The sequence below is a fragment of the Zunongwangia endophytica genome (genome assembly GCF_030409505.1).
In the GTDB taxonomy this organism is placed as follows: Bacteria; Bacteroidota; Bacteroidia; order Flavobacteriales; family Flavobacteriaceae; genus Zunongwangia; species Zunongwangia endophytica.
Genome location: NZ_JAUFPZ010000002.1, coordinates 1,853,443 through 1,876,520, shown reverse-complemented (window position 1 = coordinate 1,876,520; position 23,078 = coordinate 1,853,443). Strand labels below are relative to the sequence as shown.

The 23,078-nt window shown below is 36.2% G+C and carries 16 protein-coding genes; all 16 read left to right on the top strand.

All coding sequences use genetic code 11. The features are described from left to right. Positions 1-74 precede the first annotated feature (74 nt). The 16 genes from QWY91_RS08210 to QWY91_RS08135 all read left to right on the top strand — a co-directional run bounded on the left by QWY91_RS08210 (position 75) and on the right by QWY91_RS08135 (position 22,998). Positions 75-3,374: a SusC/RagA family TonB-linked outer membrane protein gene (locus tag QWY91_RS08210; RefSeq protein ID WP_290233615.1), complete on the top strand. Its 3,300-nt coding sequence runs from the start codon at positions 75-77 to the stop codon at positions 3,372-3,374. A 15-nt stretch (positions 3,375-3,389) separates the two neighbouring features. Next, a complete protein-coding gene (locus tag QWY91_RS08205; protein ID WP_290233613.1) occupies positions 3,390-4,886 on the top strand; it encodes a RagB/SusD family nutrient uptake outer membrane protein in 1,497 nt (498 codons plus the stop codon). 85 nt (positions 4,887-4,971) lie between these two features. Beyond that, complete coding sequence (locus tag QWY91_RS08200) at positions 4,972-6,867, top strand: right-handed parallel beta-helix repeat-containing protein (protein ID WP_290233610.1); 1,896 nt, start codon at positions 4,972-4,974, stop codon at positions 6,865-6,867. Continuing rightward, entirely contained in the window at positions 6,851-7,945 is a 1,095-nt protein-coding gene (locus QWY91_RS08195; protein WP_290233608.1) for a Gfo/Idh/MocA family protein, read from the top strand. The genes QWY91_RS08200 and QWY91_RS08195 overlap by 17 nt, the downstream gene beginning before the upstream one ends. A gap of 15 nt (positions 7,946-7,960) precedes the next feature. Then, positions 7,961-9,544 carry a sodium:solute symporter gene (locus QWY91_RS08190; RefSeq protein WP_290233606.1) on the top strand — a complete coding sequence of 528 codons (1,584 nt, stop codon included), beginning with the start codon at positions 7,961-7,963 and terminating at the stop codon, positions 9,542-9,544. A 9-nt stretch (positions 9,545-9,553) separates the two neighbouring features. Then, entirely contained in the window at positions 9,554-12,280 is a 2,727-nt protein-coding gene (locus QWY91_RS08185) for an alpha-d-galacturonidase (RefSeq protein WP_290233602.1), read from the top strand. A gap of 80 nt (positions 12,281-12,360) precedes the next feature. Next, positions 12,361-14,559: an alpha-L-rhamnosidase-related protein gene (locus QWY91_RS08180; protein ID WP_290233601.1), complete on the top strand. Its 2,199-nt coding sequence runs from the start codon at positions 12,361-12,363 to the stop codon at positions 14,557-14,559. A gap of 5 nt (positions 14,560-14,564) precedes the next feature. Further along, the gene (locus QWY91_RS08175; RefSeq protein ID WP_290233598.1) at positions 14,565-15,008 is read left to right on the top strand and encodes a MaoC/PaaZ C-terminal domain-containing protein; all 444 of its coding nucleotides are present in this window, start codon (positions 14,565-14,567) and stop codon (positions 15,006-15,008) included. Next, the gene (locus QWY91_RS08170; RefSeq protein WP_290233596.1) at positions 15,008-16,171 is read left to right on the top strand and encodes an ABC transporter substrate-binding protein; all 1,164 of its coding nucleotides are present in this window, start codon (positions 15,008-15,010) and stop codon (positions 16,169-16,171) included. The genes QWY91_RS08175 and QWY91_RS08170 overlap by 1 nt, the downstream gene beginning before the upstream one ends. Next, a complete protein-coding gene (locus QWY91_RS08165) occupies positions 16,161-17,330 on the top strand; it encodes a CaiB/BaiF CoA transferase family protein (RefSeq protein WP_290233593.1) in 1,170 nt (389 codons plus the stop codon). The genes QWY91_RS08170 and QWY91_RS08165 overlap by 11 nt, the downstream gene beginning before the upstream one ends. Further along, positions 17,327-18,469 (top strand): CaiB/BaiF CoA transferase family protein, encoded by a 1,143-nt coding sequence (locus tag QWY91_RS08160; RefSeq protein ID WP_290233590.1) that lies wholly within the window; start codon positions 17,327-17,329, stop codon positions 18,467-18,469. The genes QWY91_RS08165 and QWY91_RS08160 overlap by 4 nt, the downstream gene beginning before the upstream one ends. A 9-nt stretch (positions 18,470-18,478) precedes the next feature. After that, positions 18,479-19,342 (top strand): amidohydrolase family protein, encoded by an 864-nt coding sequence (locus QWY91_RS08155; RefSeq protein WP_290233588.1) that lies wholly within the window; start codon positions 18,479-18,481, stop codon positions 19,340-19,342. Further along, positions 19,339-20,373 carry an L-rhamnose/proton symporter RhaT gene (locus QWY91_RS08150; protein ID WP_290233585.1) on the top strand — a complete coding sequence of 345 codons (1,035 nt, stop codon included), beginning with the start codon at positions 19,339-19,341 and terminating at the stop codon, positions 20,371-20,373. The genes QWY91_RS08155 and QWY91_RS08150 overlap by 4 nt, the downstream gene beginning before the upstream one ends. Further along, positions 20,370-21,416: a Gfo/Idh/MocA family protein gene (locus QWY91_RS08145; RefSeq protein ID WP_290233582.1), complete on the top strand. Its 1,047-nt coding sequence runs from the start codon at positions 20,370-20,372 to the stop codon at positions 21,414-21,416. The genes QWY91_RS08150 and QWY91_RS08145 overlap by 4 nt, the downstream gene beginning before the upstream one ends. Positions 21,417-21,436: 20 nt before the next feature. Then, on the top strand, positions 21,437-21,757 hold the full coding sequence (locus tag QWY91_RS08140) for a hypothetical protein (protein WP_290233581.1): 321 nt from the start codon (positions 21,437-21,439) through the stop codon (positions 21,755-21,757). Then, a complete protein-coding gene (locus QWY91_RS08135) occupies positions 21,754-22,998 on the top strand; it encodes a glucuronyl esterase domain-containing protein (RefSeq protein WP_290233579.1) in 1,245 nt (414 codons plus the stop codon). The genes QWY91_RS08140 and QWY91_RS08135 overlap by 4 nt, the downstream gene beginning before the upstream one ends. Positions 22,999-23,078: the final 80 nt, after the last annotated feature.

Below are 23,078 nucleotides of genomic sequence, written 5' to 3'. Positions count from 1 at the left end.
AAAAATGCCATATGTGTGAAAGGCATGTGAAATTTATATGTATTGCTTATCAATCTAAATTGAAACATAAAATTATGAAACCTTATAAGGAAAATGTTAATAAACCTATGCAAACTTTCTTTCAAAAATTACTTATTGTATTTATGAAATCCTGCATGCTGATTCTTGTTTTAAGTTTAACAAGCCTAAATGCGAAAGATATGTACTCGCAAATCAAAATTGATATTGATGTTAAGAATGTTACAATTCTTCAATTATTAAATATAATCCAGGAAAAAAGTGATTATATTTTTTTGTACGAAGATAGTATTTTAGAAGAAACCGATGTTATCACCTTATATAAACAAAATGCCGAAATTGATGACATTTTGGAATCTATTTTAGATAAAAGAAATATAAAATTTGGGATTAACGATTTACAGATAGTTCTGTATAAAGAGAAAAATATCCAACCTGAAAAATTTGATCTTATTCAAAACTTTAATATTTCAGGTAGTGTCGTAGATAAAACCGGAACACCTCTAACTGGTGCCACAATTATGGAAAAAGGTACTAATAATGGTACCCAAAGCGATTTTGATGGTAATTATTCACTTGAGCTGAATAGTTCAACTAGTACCTTAATCATTTCATATATGGGCTTTGAAACCCAAGAAATTTTAGTAAATAAAAATAACGAAATCGATGTAGTTCTGCTGGAGGATTCTGCTGCTTTAGAAGAAGTTGTTATTGTTGGATATGGAACGAGTAGAGTTAAAGATCTTACCGGAGCTGTAACTAGGGTTACTGAAGAGTCATTTAATAAAGGGGTTATCACTTCTCCGGATCAATTAGTACAAGGTAAAGTGGCTGGTGTAAATGTGGTAAATAATAGTGGTGCCCCAGGTGGCGAAGTAACATTTAGAATTAGAGGAGCTTCTTCAGTTAGATCAGGGAATCAACCTCTTTTTGTAGTGGACGGAGTTCCCTTATCGGGAAGGAATACCAAACCTAATTCAACAGCCGCAAACGGTGGGTTAGGAAATACGGCTGGTTCCAACCCTCTTAACTTTATAAATCCAAACGATATCGAAACTATTGATATCCTAAAAGATGCTTCAGCCACAGCAATTTACGGGTCTAGAGGCGCGAATGGTGTTGTTTTAATTACAACTAAAAAGGGAAAACGGGGTGAACCTTCGATTAATTTAGTATTGGATTCAGGAATAAGCTTTTTAAGTCGAAAACCTGAAATTATGGATTCCAATCAATTTAGAGCTGCATTAGAAGAACGTGAACTTGAAGGCTATGATGGAGGGAGATCTGTTGATGCTTTCGATGCTATTATGCGAACGGCTGTTACTACTAATCTTAATTTAGCTGTGAGCGGTGGTAGTACGAAAAGCAATTATAGGCTCTCTGCCGGAATACTAGATCAAAAAGGTATTATCAAAGAAAATGGTTTAAAAAAGTACACGGCCAACCTAACTACAAGTTTCAAATTTCTATCAGAAGATCGATTGAAACTGGATCTTAGCCTCCTCGCCTCGAATACCATAGATAACGCTGCGCCTATCACAGAAGATTCAGATATTTATGGAAGTTTAGTTGGTAATGCTATTGAATGGAATCCAACTGTCCCTTTCAAAAATTCTCAAGGTGAATTTGTACAAAGAAATTACTTAGAAGGGGAGAATGATGTTGCTGGATTACCTACTAATCCATTAGCATTAATTGACTATTACAACGATAAAAGCGATATTACCAATATTTTGGGCAGTTTTGCAGTCACTTTTGAAATTGTTGATGGATTAAATTATAAATTTCTTTTAGGTCTCAACCATTCTAAGGGAAATAGAACTATAGATACTTCTGGAGAATTATTTTTCAATACAATAACAGATTTAGGCTTGGCTGTTGTTAATAATTCTGTTCTAAATAGCAGTACATTAACTCATACTTTAAATTACGATAAAGACTTTAATACTTTTCATTTCAATGCATTAGTTGGATATGAATTCCAAGAATATAGTGGATACAGAAATAATATCTCAGCTAAGGGTTTTCAGCTCTTCAATATTCCGGGATCTGATATGTTACAAAATCCTACCCAGGACAATATAGCAGTTAATTCTTCTCGAGATGCTGTAAACGAGTTGCAATCCTATTTTGGAAGAATCAATGCAAATTTCTCAGATCGCTTTTTGTTAACTGGAACTTTGAGAGTTGATGGGTCAACTAAATTTGGTGATAATAATAAATATGGAATTTTCCCTTCTTTCGCAGGTGCATGGGTGCTTAGTGAAGAAACCTTTTTTGATGATTCAGAGAATGTTGATAATTTAAAATTTAGAGTTGGATGGGGTAAAACTGGAAATCAGGAATTTCCGTCAGGAGCCAGTCAAGAAAGATATGAGGTGGGAAGGCAGCAGATATATTTAGCCAATGTTGCAAACCCTGATCTTAAATGGGAAACATCTGAAACCTATAATATTGGACTTGATTTTGTCTTTTTCGATTATAAGTTAAGTGGCTCTCTAGAATATTTTAATAAAAAAACAAAGGATTTATTATTTCAGCGCGCAGCTATTCAACCGGCACCCGATGCTCAATTTTGGACTAACCTTCCAGCTACTATACAGAATGAAGGCTTTGAATTAATGCTGAACACTATAATAAAGGAGACCGATAACCTAACTTGGGAAATTGGAGGCAACGTAAGTTATCTTAGAAACATATTTAAAGATTATGATGGTGCACCGGTACTTACTGGTCAAATTAACGGAAATGGATTGGGAGGCGGTTCAAACTCCCAAGTGCTAATTAATAATCAACCTCTTTTTGTATTTAATATGGTCGAGTTTCAAGGTTTTGACGAAAATGGTGTTGCTCGCTATTCCGATGAGAAGAAATTTGTCGGAGATCCAAATCCTAATGTTTTATTTGGGGCAAACACGAGCTTAAGCTACAAAAGTTTTGACTTCAATATGAGTTTTAATGGAGCCTTAGGACATCAAGTTTATAACAACACCGCGAATGCCCTAATAACATCTGCTAATTTCTCCTTAGGTAGAAATACTTCTAAACAAATAGCCTTTAGCAATGAGAGTTTAGGAAATTCAAATGTGGTCTCTACAAGATACCTCGAAAATGCAGATTATTTAAGATTACAAAATGCCTCTATTGTCTATAATTTTAATGTTAAGGAAAATTTTTTAAAAAATTTGCGACTTTCCTTAACGGGTCAGAATTTATTGCTAATTACCGGATATAGCGGTTTTGATCCTGAAGTTAATACGAATAGAGGTGTAGGTGGAGTGCCATCCTTTGGCATCGATTACATTTCTTATCCACCAAGCACTACAATTTTGCTAGGCTTAAATGCTACTTTTTAATGAAAATATAATTCTATGAGAACTTTAAAATATTTATTTATAACATTTTTTATTTTGTCTTCTTGCTCAGACCTAAGTGAAGATTTGAAATCTGATCTGGATTCTAAAACAGCTGAAGATTTTTTAGAAGAAAATACTGATATAGAAGCACTACTTGAAAGAGTATATAGGGACTTCGATAGTAATTTCATTCAGCACTCAGGCAGTGTATGGGCACTTCAGGAAATAAGTGCAGATCATGCCATAGTGCCATCAAGGCCTTCAGGGTGGGATAATGGCGGTGTTTACAGACAATTGCATACACATTCCTGGATGCCAGAAAACTCGATGATAAATGATGTATGGAGAAGACTGAATCGCGGTATTTTTGATGCTACCAATGTTCTTAATTTCGTTTCAAATATTGAAAAAGAAGCAGAAACTCGATTTTTGAGAGCTTATTTTATGTACACCCTTTTGGACCTTTATAATAGAGTCCCATTTAGAAATCCAGGTGATGATTTATTACAACCTTCAACCGTTTTAGAAGGATCTGAGGCTGTTAATTTTATTATTGATGAAATAGAAGAGTCTCTTCCAAATTTGCCAGAGAATGTTCCGGCATATCTGGCCTCTAAGAATGCAGCGCGAGGTTTGCTTGCAAGAATCTATCTAAATCGTGGTGTTTATAATGATAGAGAAAAACCAGAATTTTTAGCCGAAGATTTGGAGAAAGTAATTTTGTATACTAACGCTATCGTTAATAAAGATTTTGATTTTTATTGGGATAATTTTGGGCCTGATAATAATGAAATTTCATCAGAATTGATCTTTACTATAGAAGGTGAAGGAGGAGTTAGATCACATTCCCTTTGGGTGTGGTGGCATGCTATTTTTCCCTCTGAAATTCGTTTGCCTAATGGCGGAGGATGGAATGGTTTTGCTTCAACTCCCGAGTTATACGATCTTTTCAATAATAAGGAGGATATTAGAATATATTATGAGCATCCAATTACCACCTCACTAGGGTACAACGCGGGTTTATTAACTGGTCAGCAATATGATTCAGAAGGAGAACCTTTACCAAATGTAGTTTTTACAAAAGAGATTCCTAACATCATAGGAGCTACGCTATGGAATGGATATCGACCTGTAAAATATATTCCTGATTATGAAAATCCCGGAGCAGCTGATAATGATATAGTTCTTATTCGATATGCAGATGTGCAACTTATGAAGGCAGAAGCATTGCTAAGGTTAGGATTAGAAGACGAAGCTTTAACTGTGGTTAATGAATTGAGAACTATGAGAGATCTTGATCCCTTAACTGTATTAAATTTAAGAGTCTTGCTTGATGTTAGAGGACGTGAACTTTTTTGGGAAGGTCATCGTCGTCAGGATTTAATAAGGTTTGGTGAATACTTAAAAACCTGGACCCTGAAGGAAAAATCTATGACGAAATATTTAATTTATCCAATTCCTCCTGCCGATGTATTAGATAACCCTAATTTGAATCAGAATCCAGAGTATTGAGCATATATTTAATTCTTATCCTGTAAGTACAGGATAGAATAAAATTGATGAATAACTATATTGATTAAATAAAAACTTGCCAACTATGCCTAATAAAACCTGCTCTAAAATATTGACTTTAATTGTCCTATTAACTGGGGTATTTTCTCAGGCCGCAGAGGTCTACGTTTCCCCAAATGGTAAAGATAGTAATACAGGAGATAGTTTGAATCCATTGGCAACAGTTTCAGCTGCACTGCGAAAAGCAAGAGAATTAAGAAGATTAAATAAACTGGACAAAAATGAAGGTATTCAAATAATTATGAAGGATGGCCTTTACCGACTTTATGAACCAATTCTGTTACGTCCGGAAGATTCTGGAACACCAAATTCTCCCACAGTTATCAGAGCTGAAGGAAAATCAAGGCCGATTATTTCTGGTGGAATTAAAATTGAAAACTGGAGAAGAGCTAATACCACAGACTTAAATTTTAAAATAGAAAATAATGCTAATAATGTTTGGGTCGCCAATCTTCCTCATTTTGGAGGAAATATAGTTGACTTTCGACAAATGTGGGTAGACGGCGAAAAAGCAAAGAGAGCTACTAACCTTGGGGAAAAAGAATTAGATAGAGTACTTTCTGTAGATACTGAAAATGAAATCATGTGGATTCCAACTCCGGAATGGGATTTTAAAAATCCAGAGGATTTGGAGTTTATAATTCATCAATGGTGGGCAATCGCTAATCTTCGAGTGAAATCTCTTGAGAGACGCGGCGATAGTACAGCAGTTAAATTTCACCAGCCGGAAAGTAAAATTGAATTTGAACATCCATGGCCAGCACCATTTATAGATTCTAAAAAGGAGTATAACGGAAATTCCGCTTTTTATTTTACTGGAGCCGCCGAATTGTTGAGCGAACCTGGCGAATGGTACCTCGACAAAAGAAACCTTAAGGTTTACTATTACCCGAAGAACGGAAAGAATCCAAATAAAACTGAAATTATCGCTCCCGTTTTAGAAAATCTTGTAAAGATCAAAGGAACTTTAGATAAAATAGTTTCTAATATTCAGTTTGAAAATATAAATTTTCAACATTCTACCTGGATGCGACCATCAAAAGAAGGTCATGTGCCCCTTCAGGCCGGTTGGTCTATAATCGATGCCTATAAATTAGAAGAACCAGGAACACCAGACAAAGCCGCATTGGAAAATCAAGCATGGATAGAAAGACAGCCAGCTTCATTTGAAGTACTCAATGCCAGGAATATTAAAATTAGCGGATGCAAATTCAGTCATTTAGCTGCTACGGGATTAGATTTTATTAGTGGTGTGACAGAAAGTGAAATTATAGGCAATGTTTTCGAAGATATAGGAGGAACGGCTATACAAGCCGCTTTTTTTGGAGGCTCTGAGTTTGAGGCTCATTTGCCTTACCAACCAAAAGATCACCGGGAGATAGTACACCATCTAAATATTCATAATAATTACATAACCAATGTCACTAACGAAGATTGGGGATGTGTAGGCATCAGTATTGGTGTAGCTCACGATATTGATATTAGTCATAATGAAGTTTCAAATATCAATTATAGTGGGATTTGTTTGGGATGGAGTTGGACTAAAACGATTTCGATTGCTAAGAATAATCGGATTCATGCTAATAGAATTCACAATTTCGCTAAGCAAATGTATGATGTTGGCGGTATTTATACCCTTTCAGCTCAGCCAAATACAGAGATTAGTGAAAATGCAATATATGATCTAAAGGAGGCACCTTATGCGCACATGCCACATCATCATCAATATATTTATTACGACGAGGGCTCTTCCTATATAAGATCTATAAATAACTGGACTGAAAAGGATAAATTTTTTGAGAACAGTCCGGGACCGGGTAATTTGTGGGAAAACAATGGCCCTGGAGTAGCAAAAGAAATTAAGGATAATGCAGGTCTACAACCTGAGTTTCAAAAAATAAAAAATGAGTACGGAAAATAAAAAACTACGATTAGGGATTTTAGGTTTGGGAGAAGGTAGAAGTACTATTTCTGCAGCACTTTCCAGTCCCAAGGTTGAGTTGATGAAGATGTGTGATCTCAATCTCGAAGTTTGTAAGAAAAGAGCAAAGGAATTTGATTTTCATGAATATACTACAAAATTTGAAGATTTGCTTAATGATCCTACCATAGAGGCTATAGCAATCTACACCCCAGATCATTTGCATGCTACTCATATTAAACTGGCGCTGGAACATGACAAACATGTAGTTTGTACGAAACCCTTGATTGATGATCTTAAAGAAGCTTCAGAATTAGTTAAGCTTCAGGAAAAAACTGGAAAAAAGTTATTTGTAGGGCAGAGCAGCAGGTTTTTTCAACCGATGAAACGACAACGACAGGATTTTGAGAATGGTTTAATTGGAGATTTAGTTACTGTGGAAGCATACTATAATGCAGATCATCGATGGTTTCTGGAAAAACCCTGGGCCCTAGAAAATTCTTTTAAATGGCTATATGGAGGCTTAAGCCATCCGGTAGACTTCATTAGATGGTATTTGCCAGAAATTGAAGAAGTTATGGGTTACGGTATGCTAAGTGAAAATGGTAAAAAAGGTGGGTTGAAACACTTCGATACCATGCAATTTATATACAAATCTAATGATGGTAGGATAGCCCGTGTGGGGGGAGCTTATTCGGGGCCGGTACAACCAGTACAGCGGGATAGTGAAATGAGCTGTATTCTTCGCGGAAATTTAGGATGTAGCCAGGGAGATTATATGGATTTACGATACGCTATAACAGATAAAGATAGTGAAGAACGTATAATAACGTGGGAACATAAGTTAAAGCATTTTTTCAGATTTGAAGGGAAAAGTCATCATGCCGGAGAATACGAGAACTATTTGAATTATTTTGCGGATAGTATTCATCAGAATTTTACGGCATACCCCGATTTAATAGAAGGAATAGGTACAATTGTTCTATTAAAGGCTATGGAGCGATCTCTTGATTCTGGTAAACCGGAAAAAATCTCAGCAATTATTGAGGAATTCAATCTGCAGAAACTACTATCCTAAATTTTAAGATTATTTATGGAAATTCATGACTTATTGACCATAACTGATTTTATCGTTGTGGGTGTATATATTTTAATTCTTGTAGGGATAGGTTACTGGGCCAGCTTTAGAGATAAAAAAGATGTAGACGAGAATCTATTTTTAGCAGGTAATTCCCTTAATTGGACTAGTATTGGTTTTACCATGTGGGGAACTAACGTTGGGCCTTCAATGTTGATAGCTTCCGCTAGTATTGGCTATACCACAGGTATCGTAGCGGGAAATTTTGCCTGGTATGCTTTCATTTTCATTTTTTTACTTGCAGTTGTATTTGCTCCACGTTATCTAGGAGCTAAAACGCAGACTTTACCTGAGTTTATGGGTAAACGCTTTGGTGATTCCACGCAAAATATTTTGGCCTGGTATACGATCGTAACGGTATTAATTAGCTGGCTATCTCTTACACTTTTTGCAGGAGGTATTCTTATTCAACAGATTTTAGGAATTCCCATGTGGCTCTCCATTATCGTTTTAATCATCATAGCTTCTTTTTTTACTATCGCTGGCGGACTAAAGGCTATAGCAGCTACTAATGTATTCCAAATGATTTTACTCATCGTAGTTTCTTTGGCTCTTACGATAACTGGAATTTATAAGATTGGAGGTATTGAGACATTAATATCTGAAACACCTTCAGAATATTGGAATCTTTTTCTTCCTGCGGATGACCCAAACTATCCTTGGATTGCAATTATATTGGGCTATCCAGTAATGGGAGTGTGGTTTTGGTGCACAGATCAATCCATGGTGCAATCGGTTTTGGGAGCGAAAAATATTAAACAGGGACAGCTAGGAGCCAATTTCACCGGTTGGCTTAAAATACTGGATGTTCCGTTATTTATTCTTCCAGGAGTAATTTGTTTTATTCTTTATCCTGACTTGCAAAATCCAGATGAAGCCTATATGACTATGGTCACTAAAATGTTCCCTGTAGGAATGACGGGTCTTGTGATGGCAGTTTTAATAGCCGCATTAGTTAGTACAATAGATTCTGCTCTAAACGCATTAAGCACAGTTTTTACGATCGATATTTATGTAAAGAAATTTAAACCTGAAGCATCTCAGAAGAGGATAGTTAAAATAGGAAGAGCGGTAACTGTAGTGGGGGCATTATTAGCCATTTTTATCACACTTGCTATTAATAGTATTAAAGGCTTAAATTTATTCGATGTTTTTCAATCAATTTTAGGATTTATTGCTCCCCCAATGTCCGTAGTTTTCCTTTTCGGTGTGCTTTGGAAAAAAACAACCACCCGCGCCGTAAATGTCATTCTTATTTTAGGAACCATTCTGAGCATGGGCGTAGGCGTCTTCTATTTGTGGGTTTTCCCAGCAGCAGATTATGATTTTTGGCCACATTTTCTATTGCTTTCTTTTTACATTTTCGTATTTCTTTCTGTACTAATTGTGATTCTTTCGCTTAACGAAAAATCGAAAAACCAATATGTAAGTACGCTCGACTATGGGGAATTATCAAAATTGAAACCTTCAGCTAAAGTGATGTGGGCGGCCTTATTTATCGTAATGATAGGTCTTTATATATTCTTCAACGGAAATTAAAAAGCGCTAATGAAAACAATTTTCAGTACATTCTTAATCATTTTTTCAATGCAACTGAATGCTCAGATTGCAATTTCATTTGATAAAGAATCACCAAGAATAAATTTTGGTTCAGAACGGTTGATGCTGGAACTGGATCGTATTGGAGAAGATATTCGATTCCTTGAAGATGTGCGAAATGATAATTCAGAATCTAAAAGATTAATCATTGTGGCTGAAAAAGATTCCGATTGGTTTATAAAACATAATTTCGAAAGTTATCAGCCTAAAATTACCAATTCAAAGGAAGCCTTCAGAATTTCTTCTGAAGGCAATAGAATATATGTCATTGGGAATGACGAGTCCGGTGCACTTTATGGAGCATTGGAGCTTGCCGATAGAATCAAATCTGAAGAAAAATTACCGAAAAATCTAGATTTTAGTGATCAGCCGGAGATGGTTTTGCGAGGAACTGCTATAGGAATGCAAAAAATGAATATTCTTCCAGATAGACATGTCTATGAATATCCATATTCTCCAAATAATTTCCCCTGGTTTTACGATAAGGAACTATGGATAAAATATTTGGATATGCTGGTTAAAAATCGATATAATTCTCTGTATTTATGGAACGGACATCCATTTGCATCCTTAGTGAAATTAGAAGATTATCCCTATGCACTTGAGGTAGATGAAGAAACTTTCAGAAAAAACGAAGAAATATTCGAATTTCTAACAACAGAAGCTGATAAACGCGGAATTTGGATAATTCAAATGTTCTACAATATTATCGTTTCCAAACCTTTTGCAGAACATCATAATATCTCTACTCAGGATAGAGGACGTGAAATTACTCCTTTACTGGAAGATTATACTCGAAAATCAATAGCGGCTTTTATAGAGAAATATCCTAATGTTGGGCTTCTGGTCGCACTGGGAGAAGCTATTAGCGGCATTGAAAATGATATAAACTGGTTTACAAATACAATTATTCCCGGCGTGAAGGATGGCATGCAAAGACTGGGAAGAGAAGATGAACCACCAATCATTTTGAGAGCGCACGATACTGATGCTCCAAAGGTTGTGCAGGCTGCGTTTCCCTTGTATAAAAATCTCTATACCACACATAAGTATACTGGTGAGTCTTTAACTACTTATGAACCACGAGGTCCTTGGACAAAAATCCATCAGGATTTAAGTAATCTGGCTTCGGTACATATTTCAAACGTTCATATCCTTGCAAATCTGGAGCCATTTCGTTTTGGTTCTCCTAATTTTATTCAAAAGACAGTTAAAGCTATGCATGAAATTCACGGAGCAAATGCCTTGCATCTATATCCTCAAGCTTCTTATTGGGACTGGCCATATACCGCAGATAATACGGCACCCCGTTTACTGGAAATGGATCGAGATTGGATCTGGTACAGCGCCTGGGGAAGGTATGCCTGGCAAAAAGAAAGAGAAAGAAATGAAGAAATTAAATTCTGGAGCGACGAATTTTCTAAAAAGTATGGCACTGATCGGGCTGTCTCTGAACAAATTCTAACGGCTTATGAGGAGACAGGGGAAATTGCTCCTAAAACTCTGAGGAGATTTGGAATCACTGAAGGAAACAGGCAAACCTTATTACTAGGCATGTTTATGAGTCAGTTGGCTAATCCATATAAGTGGCGCGTTTATCCGGGATTTTATGAATCCACCGGGCCAGAAGGAGAAATTCTGATTGAATACGCCGAAAAAGAATTTAACAATGAACCACACATTGGAGAAACGCCCCTACAAATTATTCAGGAAATTGAAGCCCATGGTAAAAAAGCTGTTGAGGCTATAGATAAGGCAGAACCGAATGTAAGTATAAATAAAGAAGAATTCATTCGACTTCAGAATGATATTCATGCCTATAAGGCATTTGCAGATTTCTTTACAGAAAAAGTAAGAGCAGCCATGCTTGTATTAAGATATGATCATTCGGGAGAGAAAGATGCTCTTTTAAAAGCAATTCCTCATCTGGAAAACAGTTTGAAACACTATCGTAAACTGGTTGAATTGACCGAGGGAAATTATTTTTATGCTAATAGTATGCAAACCTCCATGAGGCGGATTCCTATTGGTGGGGATGATGGAAAATATAAGCTGTGGTCTGAAATGTTACCGCTTTACGAACAGGAATTAGAAAATTTTAGAAAAAATTTAAATAATATTGACTCTTCAGTAAAATCTGATTCACAGGACGAAAAAGTTAAAGCATGGACACCTGCTGAAGTTGAAATTCTCTCGGGGCAGGAAACTTATTCGGTCGCAGTGGGAAGTCTTGTATACGATAAAATGAGTGCGCAAATTATTAAAACTGCTCCTGAAATTTCAAAACTAACCGGCGTAAAATTTAAGGAGAAGAATCAGATAGCAAATGGAACAATTCTCAAGTTTGAAAACTCAAAACCTGTGAAAGTGGTGGTAGGATTTTTTGAAGATGCCACGGATAAAGAAAATCTAATAGCTCCTACCTTAGAAAATAATGCAGCGGGTAATACTAGGGGACAGGCTGATATTACAATTGCTAATGCTTTGAAGTTGGATGATTATCCCAAAATAAATATACATACCTATCAATTCGAGACTGGTAAAAATGAACTTCAATTGGATAGAGGAAGAGTGTTAATACTTGGATTTATCTCGGCAGGGCAAAAAATAAATAGCAGGGATGCGGGTCTTGTAGGTAAAAAATCGGTAGACTGGTTATTTCAGGGTTCTAATTAAAAAAGAAAAACAGGGAGGTACAGGATAAATTCATAATAAATATTAGAGATATTTAAAATATAACTTAGGCCTATTAGTTCATGAAATCATTGAAATACTCCTTTATAAAAATTGCCGCAATTCTAATAATATCTCTTTGTAGTTGCAATATCGCCATTTCCCAGGAAGAGAATATAGGGGAAAGTAGTGCAACCTGGATTTGGTATCCTGGTGATTTTGAAATATGGCTGAGCAATAAGATGCAAGTACGTCGGACAGAGCGGGAAGCGGTATTTCCGCCACTTTGGCGCTATTACAGTCCGTTTCCTCTCGTCACTTTTCAAACAGATGTCAATTTACCGGAAGAAGATGAGGTTACTATTTATTCAGAAGGTTCTTTTCAGTTATTGATTGACGGTAAACAAATTTATGGTCAGCCAAAATCTGTCACGATAGAAGCAGGGAAACACACTATTTCGCTTAAAGTTTATAATCAGGAATTTTTACCGTCTATTTATATACAGGGAAAATATATTAATTCAGATGAATCCTGGATCGTTACTAATGAGGATAAATTATGGATTGATGAGAAAGGTAACGCACAGCAATCAGGAACACCTTGGAAACCGGTGGGATCTTGGAAGTTCAATTCGCCAGTTGAAAAGCCTTCAGATTTTAGGCTTGAAACAGAACCCTGGAATGCGAAGACAATAGAACCTATTGGTGATGGAGAATTGGTTGATTTTGGTAAGGAAACTTTTGGATACATAAAAATACACGGAATTAAAGGTGAAGGAAGGTTAGCTTTATATTACGGTGAATCTCGCGAAGAAGCTTTAGACCCAGCAAAATGTGAAACTCTTGATTATATAAAATTCAACGGAAGCCAGGCTTTAGAATATACTCACGATGAATCAAAAGCTTTTCGATATGTGCAGGTACAGGCCGATCCTTCCATAAAATACGACTCCATTTCTATGCTATATGAATATCTTCCACTTGATTATCGTGGGAAATTCAATTCTTCAGATGGGTTGCTTAATGAAATCTGGGATGTTTCGGCTTACACTATGCATCTTACTTCAAGAGAATTTTTTATCGATGGTATTAAAAGAGATCGTTGGATCTGGTCTGGAGACGCTTACCAGAGTTATTTGATGAACTACTACCTGTTCTTCGATAATAATTCCGTAGAAAGAACACTGCTTGCATTAAGAGGAAAGGAACCAATAACGGCGCATATCAATACCATTATGGATTATTCACTGTATTGGTTTGTGGGCATATATGATTATTATCTCTATACCGGTGATATAAGTTTTATTGAACAGTTCTATCCAAGAATGAAAAGTCTTATGGAATTTGTTCTAGGTAGACGTAATAAATCCGGGTTCTTGGAGCCTTTAGAAGGTGACTGGGTTTTTATCGATTGGGCTGATGGTTTGCCGAAAACAGGTGAAGTAAGTTTTGAACAAATGTTACTTGCGCGAAGTCTTCAGGCAATGTCAAAAAGTGCTGAAATTGCTGGGGATAAAAATGATCAAAAGCGATATGAAAATTTGGCTAAACAAATGCAGGAAAAGCTGTTTGATGTTTTCTGGGATGAAGAAAACCAAGTCATGAAGCACCAGCGTATAAATGGGGAAATGCAAGAGACGGTTACGCGTTACGCTAATATGTTTGGTATATTTTTTAATTACTTTAATGAAGATCAAAAGCAAAGTGTAAAAGAAAAGGTTTTGTTGAATGATGATATTCTGGAGATAACCACTCCGTATATGCGTTTTTACGAATTAGAGGCTCTTTGTGCGATAGGCGAACAGGAATATGTGCTGGAAGAAATTAGAGATTATTGGGGAGGTATGCTGGAATTGGGAGCTACTTCATTTTGGGAAAAGTATGATCCTTCAGATGAAGGAGACGAACATTTATCGATGTACGGACGGCCTTACGGGAAAAGTTTGTGCCATGCCTGGGGCGCCAGTCCTATTTATCTCTTCGGTAAATATTATTTAGGGATCAAGCCAACTGCTGCAGGTTATACGCAATATGAAATTAGGCCAAATCTTGGCGGACTCGATTGGATAGAAGGAAAAGTGCCTACTCCCAATGGAGATATTGAAATTTATGTAAGTAAAAAGGAAATTCGGGTAACGGGAGTTAAAGGAGAAGGAAATTTGATTTTTACAAGCAAATCAAAACCAAAAGGGACAGCTAAAATTACCAATCTTGGAAATGATGAATATGAAGTAATTATAAATCCAGATAAAGAATACAAAATCAGCTATAAAGCTATCTAAAATATATGTTTATACAGAAATATTACCAAGAATTTGAAATCGGTGAAGAGCGAACAACGATTGGTCGCACCATAACCGAAACCGATATTGTGATGCATGCTGGACAAACAGGTGATTTTTTCCCGCATCATATGGATAAAGAATGGTGTAAAACACAAACTTTCAAAAAGCGAATCGCACACGGTACCTTGATCTTCTCAGTAGCTATCGGCATGGCGGCCAATGTGATTAATGAAGTTGCAATGACCTATGGTTATGAAAGGCTCCGGTTTACCCATCCTGTCTTTATAGGGGATACTATCCGTGTAAAAATTAGTATTTCTAATAAAAAAGATCATAAAAAACCACAATATGGTATTGTGACTGAGAAAGTAGAGGTTTTTAATCAGTACGATGAGCTAGTGATGTTTTGTGAACACTTATTGTTAACCGAAAAGAAAGAAGGCTAATGGCTGATTCTCCAAAAATATTGAAAGGAATAACCTGGGGACATACACGCGGACTTGTTCCTTTACAGGCATGTGCGCAACGCTTCAGAGAAATGTATCCCGATGTTCATATTGAATGGAGGCAACGTACATTGCAGGAATTTGCCGATTATCCAATTGAAGAGCTTACAAAAAGTTACGATCTTTTGGTTATTGATCATCCCTGGGTAGGATGTGCTGCGAAAACACATTGTGTATTACCGCTTGAAGAACACTTACCAGAAGAATTTATTAAGAATCAGCAGGAAAACCAAGTTGGAGGATCTCATGACAGCTATAATTTTGGAGGACATCAGTGGGCACTGGCAATTGATGCTGCTGCTCCGGTACCAAGTTTCAGAACTGATTTACTTCATAAAAATGATGCCGAAATTCCTAAAACCTGGGAGCAGGTTTTGGATCTGGCTAGAAAAGGGAAAGTTGCCGCCCCCGCTATTCCAATTGATCTATTGATGAATTTCTACATGTTTTGCCAGGCTCACGGTGAGATGCCATTTCAATCTGAAGAATTAATTGTTCGCGAAAAATCAGCTTTCCTTGTAATGGAAAGAATGAAAGAGTTTTACAGTTTGCTTGATGGCAAAATGTTTCAGGCAAATCCCATTAAGGTTGCAGAGATGATGACTTCCGGAAATGATTTCTGGTATTGCCCTTTTGCTTATGGATATGCAAATTACACACACAGGGGTTATGCGAAATATCAGCTACATTACGGTGACCTTGTAAGCTTTAATGGAAAAAAATTAAGAAGTACATTAGGAGGAACCGGTTTATCGGTTTCAGAATTCAGCGAGCATAAAAAGGAAGCTTTGAAATTTGCTCAAATGGTAGCCTCAGAAAGATACCAGTCAACTGAATTTGTATTACATGGAGGCCAGCCTGGTCATCGGAAAGCCTGGCTTGATGAAACCAATAATTCGATCAGTAATAACTGTTTTCAAGACTCCTTAAAGTCTCTGGATAATTCCTATTTGCGGCCAAGATATAACGGGTATCTACATTTTCAGGATCATGCTGGTGATCCCTTACAGCAATTTTTGAAAGGAGAGAAAAAAATGAAGGATGCCTTTATTGAAATGAATAGTATTTATGAGGAAAGCCTGAAAATGAAAAATGAAAAATAAAACCAATAATAAACCTTTAAAGGGAATTTTGGTACTGGAGTTTTGCCAGTATCTTGCGGGGCCTTCAGCTGGTCTCCGGCTTGCTGATCTTGGAGCAAGAGTGATTAAAATAGAAAATCCCGGCAAAGGTGATTTATGCCGAATTTTACCAATTAAAGATCAATGGGTTAAAAATAATTCTTTGCTTTTTCACACTATAAACAGAAATAAGGAAAGCTACACTGCAAATTTAAAATCGGTAGAAGAATTAGATAATATTAGAAAATTGATAGAAGAAGCTGATGTTATAATCCATAATTTTCGACCAGGAGTAATGAAAAAGTTGGGTTTAGACTTTGACCAAGCTAAAGAATGTAATCCTGAATTGGTTTATGCGGAAATAAGCGGTTATGGAAAAGTTGGTCCTTGGGGAAAAAAACCCGGACAGGATTTATTGGTACAGGCTATGAGTGGACTTATGTACGCTAGCGGAGATAGAGATGATGCTCCGACACCTTTTGGACTGGCGATAGGCGACATTTTATGCGGAGCGCAAGTTGTTCAGGCTATACTTGCTGCTTTGGTTTATAAAAATCGAAAGAAAAAAGCGATTAAAATAGAAGTGAGTTTGCTGGAGTCCCTTATCGATTTTCAATTTGAAATTTTCACCACTTACTTTGCCAGTGGTAAGCTTCCTAAAAGATCTTTGGTGAACAATGCACATGCTTTACTTGGAGCGCCTTATGGAATATACAAAACCAAAGATGGGTATATTGCTCTTGCAATGATTCCGTTGCAGGATTTAAAAGAAATTATCCAGTCTGATCTGCTGAATGAATACGATCAATCTATGGTTTTTTCAAAACGAGATGAGATCAAATCAATTCTTGTCGATTTGATTAAAGAGAACTCTTCAAAATTTTGGATAGAAAAATTACTAGCTAAAGGTCTTTGGGCCACATCTCTCAAAAATTGGAAAGAGCTTAAAAATTCTCAATCCTATGAATTTTTAAAACTGGAACAAGAAATTCAAATTTCGATAAACCAAAGCTTTAAGACTAATCGATGCCCAATTCGAATAAATGGTGAGATTATGTGGGGATCTGTTCCCGCGCCAGATTTAGGTGCAGATAATGAAGTTATTAAAAAAGAATTCAATTTAAATCCGGAGCATTCATGAAGTTACTGGAAGGAATAACAGTTATAGATTTCTCGCAGTTTCTTTCGGGACCTTCTGCTAGTCTACGTTTATCCGATTTTGGTGCGCGTGTCATTAAAATTGAGAAAAAAGGTTCAGGTGATATTTGTAGACAACTTTATGTTTCAGAAATTAAAATAGCTAATGAATCTACTTTATTTCACACTATAAATAGAAATAAAGAAAGTTTTGCTGCAGACTTAAAAGATGAGAAGGATAAAAATAGGGTTTCAAAATTAATCAAAAATGCAGATGTGCTTATGCACAATTTTAGGCCTGGAGTTATGGAAAGACTAGGATTTTCTTACGAAAAGGTACAGCAAATTAATTCAAAGATCATATATGCTTCCATTAGTGGTTATGGCGATGAAGGAGAATGGAAAAAATTACCTGGTCAGGATCTGCTTTTACAATCACTTACCGGTTTACCATATTTAAATGGGGAAAGCACAAAATTGCCTACACCTATGGGAATAAGCGTAGTTGATATTCTTGCTGGAACACATCTGGCTCAGGGTATTCTCGCAGCATTGGTAAAACTGGATAACACTGGAAACGGAAGTCTTGTTCAGGTTAGTATGCTAGAATCTGCACTGGACTTCCAATTTGAAGTCTTTACCACTTTCCTTAATGATGGTGAGGAGCTACCAGAAAGAAGTGAAAAAAATCATGCGCATTCCTATGTTGGAGCGCCTTACGGAGTGTATAAAACCAAGAATGGATATTTAGCGCTTGCTATGGGTAGTATTCCAAAACTGGCTGAGCTCTTAGACTGTATAGAGCTGGGGAAATTCAGTGATTCTAAACAGTGGTTTATAAAGCGAGATGTGATAAAAGCGGTTCTAGCGAATCATCTAAAAATTAATACTACTCAACATTGGCTAAATATTCTGGAACCAGCAGATGTCTGGTGTGCAAAGGTGTTTAGTATGGAAGAATTGAGGCAGGAAGAAGGTTATAAATTATTGGATATGGAAATGAGTGTGAAGACCAGTAAAGGCGAGACTATAAGAACAACACGCTGCCCCATTAAAATTAATGGTAAAAAACTAAATTCTGAAGTTGGCGCACCATTTCTTGGAGAGCACAATGATTCAATTGCCAGAGAATTTAATCTATAGCCATAGCGAATGAACATTATCGACACACATATTCATATTTGGGATTTACAAAAAGCAGAATATAAATGGCTGAAGGGAGATGCTTCAATTCTGAATCAAACTTATTCACTGGAACAATTAGAAATTGAAAGATTCAAAACTAATGTGAAATATGGGGTGTTAGTGCAAGCGGCAAATAATTTTGAGGATACAGATTGGATGTTGAAGGTTGCTGAAGATACCGATTGGATTAAAGGAGTTGTAGGGTGGCTTCCACTTGATAATCCAGAAAAATGCAGAAGATCCCTTGAAGATATCTATTTGCACAATTCTTTTTTTAAAGGTGTACGGCATCTTATTCATAATGAAAATGATCCCGAATGGTTACTTCAAAATAAAGTTATCGAGAGTTTGAAGATTCTTGCTAAGTATGGTTTACCCTTTGATATTGTGGGAGTAATTCCAAAGCATATTGAAGTGGCAATGAAAGTTAGCAAAAAAGTGCCCAAATTAAAAATGGTATTTGATCATTTAAATCAGCCTCCCATTCAAGATCAATTGAAATTCGGAGCGTGGGGAATACTAATGAAAGAGGCAGCTAAAAATCCTCAATTTCATATGAAAATTTCTGGTTTGGGTACTACTTCAGGTAAACTGAATACTTGGAGTAAAACAGATATTTCAGACTATATTGAATTCATTATTGACCACTTCAGTATTAATAGATGTATGGTGGGTGGAGACTGGCCAGTTTCATTACTAGCCGGAAACTATTCTTATACCTGGAAGCAATATGAAGAAACCCTAAATGATATTTTAAACAAAGAAGAACAGCAGATGATTTACCTTAATAATCCTAATTCTTTCTATAATTTAAAAATTATAAATGTATGAGTGTAGTAGGAGGAATAGCCTTTCATGCCGTAGGAGCTGCTTTTGCAGCCTTATGCTATACACCACAGAAGAAAGTTGTTAATTGGTCATGGCAAACATATTGGTTAGCACAGGCTTTTATTTGTTGGTTCCTACTTCCAATTTTGGTTGCTTGGATAACAATTCCAGAATTACTACAAGTATTGCAGGAAGCACCTAAAGATGCTATGTGGAAAGCCTTTGCACTGGGATTAGCATACGGCATTGGAGGTACCGCATTTGGATTAGCAATAAAATACATTGGTTTTTCACTTACTTACGCAATCTCCATAGGGCTTTCTTGTGTGATTGGAACTTTGTTACCGCCATTAGTGAAGGGAGAACTGGGAGAGGTTCTGTCCCAATCAGGTTCCCAATGGATTATTATGGGAATGCTTTCGGGAATATTAGGAATTGCATTTTGTGGTGTTGCTGGTAGATTCAAAGAAATAGACCTTTCAAGAATTAATGGAAATAAAGGCACAACATTTTCAGTGGCGAAGGGTTTACCATTATGTATTCTTGCAGGAGTTTTATCTGCTCTTTATGGCTTTGCAATAGATCAGGGTGAACCTATAGCAGATATAGCCTTTGAGCATGGTGCGGGAACTTTTCAGACTAATGTAGTTTACATATTTTCTAATACAGGTGCTTTTATCACAACCGCGGTATATTGTATTTTTTTGCATAATAAAAACAAAACTTGGAGAGAGTATCGGCTTTCAAAATCACCACAATTAAACCTCAATTATATTTTAGCAGCTATTACCGGTTTTTTGTGGTATTCTCAATTCTTTTTTTATGGACTAGGTCATGTTAGGATGGGACAATATAAATTTACTAGTTGGGCTATACACATGATTATGCTTGTATTGTTTAGTATGGTTGCAGGGCTTGCTTTAAAAGAATGGACGCATGCTAGAAAGAAAACTATTTTTGTTTTAGCGTTGGCTATTTTGGTGCTATTATTCGCAGTATTTTCATTAACTGTAGGAAATTCAAACGCGACATGAGACAAAAAGCAATTGAAATCATTAGCATAGGGGGCGGTGGTATTGTGAAGGATGCACACTTACCTGCATATAAAATTGCAGGATATAAGGTGAAAGGAATTTTCGATATAGATATTACTAAGGCTCAAAAACTTGCAGAAGAATTTGAGATTAGTACTGTTTATGAGAGTGTTACTGATGCAATTAAAGATTTTGATGATAGGTCAATTTTTGACCTGGCTGTTCCTGGAAAGGAAATTCTTGGAATTTTAGAGCAAATCCCAAATAATTCAGTAATACTTATTCAAAAGCCTATGGGTGAAGACTTGAAGATGGCTAAAAAAATCTTGGAACTATGCCGAAGAAAAAATTTAAAAGCCGGAATTAACTTTCAGTTACGTTATGCACCTTATATAAGTAAAGCAAGAGCATTGATAAACGATGGAAAACTTGGAGAAATTCATGATATCGAAATTAATGTAAATGTATTTACCCCATGGCATTTATGGGATTTTCTAAAATCCTTACCTAGAATGGAAATTCTATATCATAGTATTCATTATATAGATTTGGTTAGATCATTTATGGGCGATCCGAAAAAAGTATATGCTAAGTCCATTAAACATCCAGAAAGTAAGGAATTAGCTCAGGTTCGTTCCAGTATCATAATGGATTATGGAGCGTACAAAAGAGCGAATATTTTGACAAATCACAATCATGGTTATGCTCAAAAATATCAACGATCTTTCATTAAAATTGAAGGAACAAGGGGAGCTGTGAGAATTGAAATTGGCGTACTCAAAAATTATCCAAATGGAAGTAAGGATAGATTCGAATATATTTTATTCGATAAGCATAAAGATTGGCAGGATGAACCAGTTGAAGGAACTTGGTTTCCCCATGCATTTATAGGTTCCATGCAAGAAATGATTACAGCGCGACAGATTCTAGAATATATACCTGATAATAGTGTCCAGGATTGTATTCATACCATGGCTGCAGTAGAAGCGGCTTACATTTCAAGTAAGGAAGGCGGGATAAATCCCTCTTTATTAGAAGTATAAATATTGAATTATAAAATAGTATGATAGGTTTTGAATTAAAAGTAAAAGGCGAAGTTTTCAACGCGGCTTTGAATAAAGGTGTTTTAACTGTTATCTTAACAAAACATAATAATATAATAGATATTCATTTTGGAGGACTAAATACGGAAAATGACGAAAATCTTCATTGGCTAGATACCACGTTAGGATTAGATGAAGAAATTAAGGTGACGGTAAAAGATATCCTTAAAAATTCTGAACCGAAGAGTATAAGGAAAAAAGAAAAAAGGTCCCAAGATAAGATTGATCTTCAGAAATATTATAGTCTTAAGAAAAAACTAGAAGGAAAGGGTTTGATATGAGAATGCTTTTTTTAACAGTACTTTTTTTAGGCGCTATTTTCAACATAACTGCCCAAAATAAAAAGTCTAATGGACTAAAACTGCCTGACCCGCTACTATCAGAAAACGGCACTAAAATAAATAATGTTGAAAAATGGGAAAATATACGACGACCAGAAATCCTAGAAATGGTGAAAAATTTAATGTACGGAACCTCACCCGAAGCTCCTGGTAAACTCAAATTTGTACTTTTTGATCAATCAGAAAATGCATTGAAAGGTAAGGCTATTCGAAAACAGGTGGCTGTTTATATTTCAGGGAAAACCGATTACCATTTACTAGATTTATTAATCTATCTACCTAAAAATATGAATAAGTCTGTACCGGTATTTTTAGGATTGAATTTCCAAGGAAATCACGCCATTAATAAAGATCTTGCGATTCGCCTTTCTGATAAATGGGTTTGGATAGGTGCTGGAGGTTCAGAAAAAAATCATCCAACTGAAAGATCTCGGGGTGCGGTTTCTAGCAGGTGGCCTATAGAAATGATACTGGACAAAGGATATGGAGTTGCCACCGTTTATGCAGGCGATCTTGATCCTGATTACTATGATGATTTTAAAAACGGAATTCATGCATTGTATCCAAAATTACAGAGTCGTGATGATAATTTTAGTACCATGGGAGCATGGGCGTGGGGATTAAGTAGGTGTATGGATTATTTTGAAATAGATAACGATATTGATGAAACCAAAATCGGTATTTTCGGCTTTTCAAGAATGGGAAAAGCAGCGATCTGGGCCGGTGCGAACGATGAGCGTTTTGGGATGGTCATAAGTAACGAATCTGGTGGTGGAGGCGCGGCACTATCTAAAAGAAAAGTAGGTGAAAACCTTGCGCGACTTAACAAAGGAAATCGGCATTGGTTCAGTAAAAGTTTTAGTCAATTTAATGAACATGAAGAAAATTTACCTTTTGATCAACATATGGTTCTTGCGTTAGTCGCACCAAGACCTATTTACGTTGGCAGTGCAGAAGGAGATCCAGGATCTGATTCCGAAGGCGAGTTTCTATCTTTAAAGCATGCGTCTTCGGTTTACAATTTATTTGAAATGGAAGGCTTCAAAAATACTCAATTTCCTCATGTAGATAGTCCAGTTTTTAAAGAAGGAATGGGGTATCATATTCGCTCCGGTACACATGACATTAAAGAATACGATTGGCAGCAATTCTTAAAGTTCGCAGATCGCTGTTGGAAGTGAGGAATTCACGTAAGTACAGGATAGCGATAACCTTTTCGTTTCTTATATTGCATTGTTACTTATCTTTTAAGTCTAACTAT

Excerpts from the sequence above, each read along its gene's own strand:
- QWY91_RS08165 (WP_290233593.1), top strand. The coding sequence starts at position 16,161 with ATGAAAAATAAAACCAATAATAAACCTTTAAAGGGAATTTTGGTACTG.
- QWY91_RS08140 (WP_290233581.1), top strand. The coding sequence starts at position 21,437 with ATGATAGGTTTTGAATTAAAAGTAAAAGGCGAAGTTTTCAACGCGGCT.
- QWY91_RS08200 (WP_290233610.1), top strand. The coding sequence starts at position 4,972 with ATGCCTAATAAAACCTGCTCTAAAATATTGACTTTAATTGTCCTATTA.
- QWY91_RS08180 (WP_290233601.1), top strand. The coding sequence starts at position 12,361 with ATGAAATCATTGAAATACTCCTTTATAAAAATTGCCGCAATTCTAATA.
- QWY91_RS08160 (WP_290233590.1), top strand. The coding sequence starts at position 17,327 with ATGAAGTTACTGGAAGGAATAACAGTTATAGATTTCTCGCAGTTTCTT.
- QWY91_RS08145 (WP_290233582.1), top strand. The coding sequence starts at position 20,370 with ATGAGACAAAAAGCAATTGAAATCATTAGCATAGGGGGCGGTGGTATT.
- QWY91_RS08210 (WP_290233615.1), top strand. The coding sequence starts at position 75 with ATGAAACCTTATAAGGAAAATGTTAATAAACCTATGCAAACTTTCTTT.
- QWY91_RS08135 (WP_290233579.1), top strand. The coding sequence starts at position 21,754 with ATGAGAATGCTTTTTTTAACAGTACTTTTTTTAGGCGCTATTTTCAAC.
- QWY91_RS08205 (WP_290233613.1), top strand. The coding sequence starts at position 3,390 with ATGAGAACTTTAAAATATTTATTTATAACATTTTTTATTTTGTCTTCT.
- QWY91_RS08155 (WP_290233588.1), top strand. The coding sequence starts at position 18,479 with ATGAACATTATCGACACACATATTCATATTTGGGATTTACAAAAAGCA.
- QWY91_RS08175 (WP_290233598.1), top strand. The coding sequence starts at position 14,565 with ATGTTTATACAGAAATATTACCAAGAATTTGAAATCGGTGAAGAGCGA.
- QWY91_RS08150 (WP_290233585.1), top strand. The coding sequence starts at position 19,339 with ATGAGTGTAGTAGGAGGAATAGCCTTTCATGCCGTAGGAGCTGCTTTT.
- QWY91_RS08170 (WP_290233596.1), top strand. The coding sequence starts at position 15,008 with ATGGCTGATTCTCCAAAAATATTGAAAGGAATAACCTGGGGACATACA.
- QWY91_RS08195 (WP_290233608.1), top strand. The coding sequence starts at position 6,851 with ATGAGTACGGAAAATAAAAAACTACGATTAGGGATTTTAGGTTTGGGA.
- QWY91_RS08185 (WP_290233602.1), top strand. The coding sequence starts at position 9,554 with ATGAAAACAATTTTCAGTACATTCTTAATCATTTTTTCAATGCAACTG.
- QWY91_RS08190 (WP_290233606.1), top strand. The coding sequence starts at position 7,961 with ATGGAAATTCATGACTTATTGACCATAACTGATTTTATCGTTGTGGGT.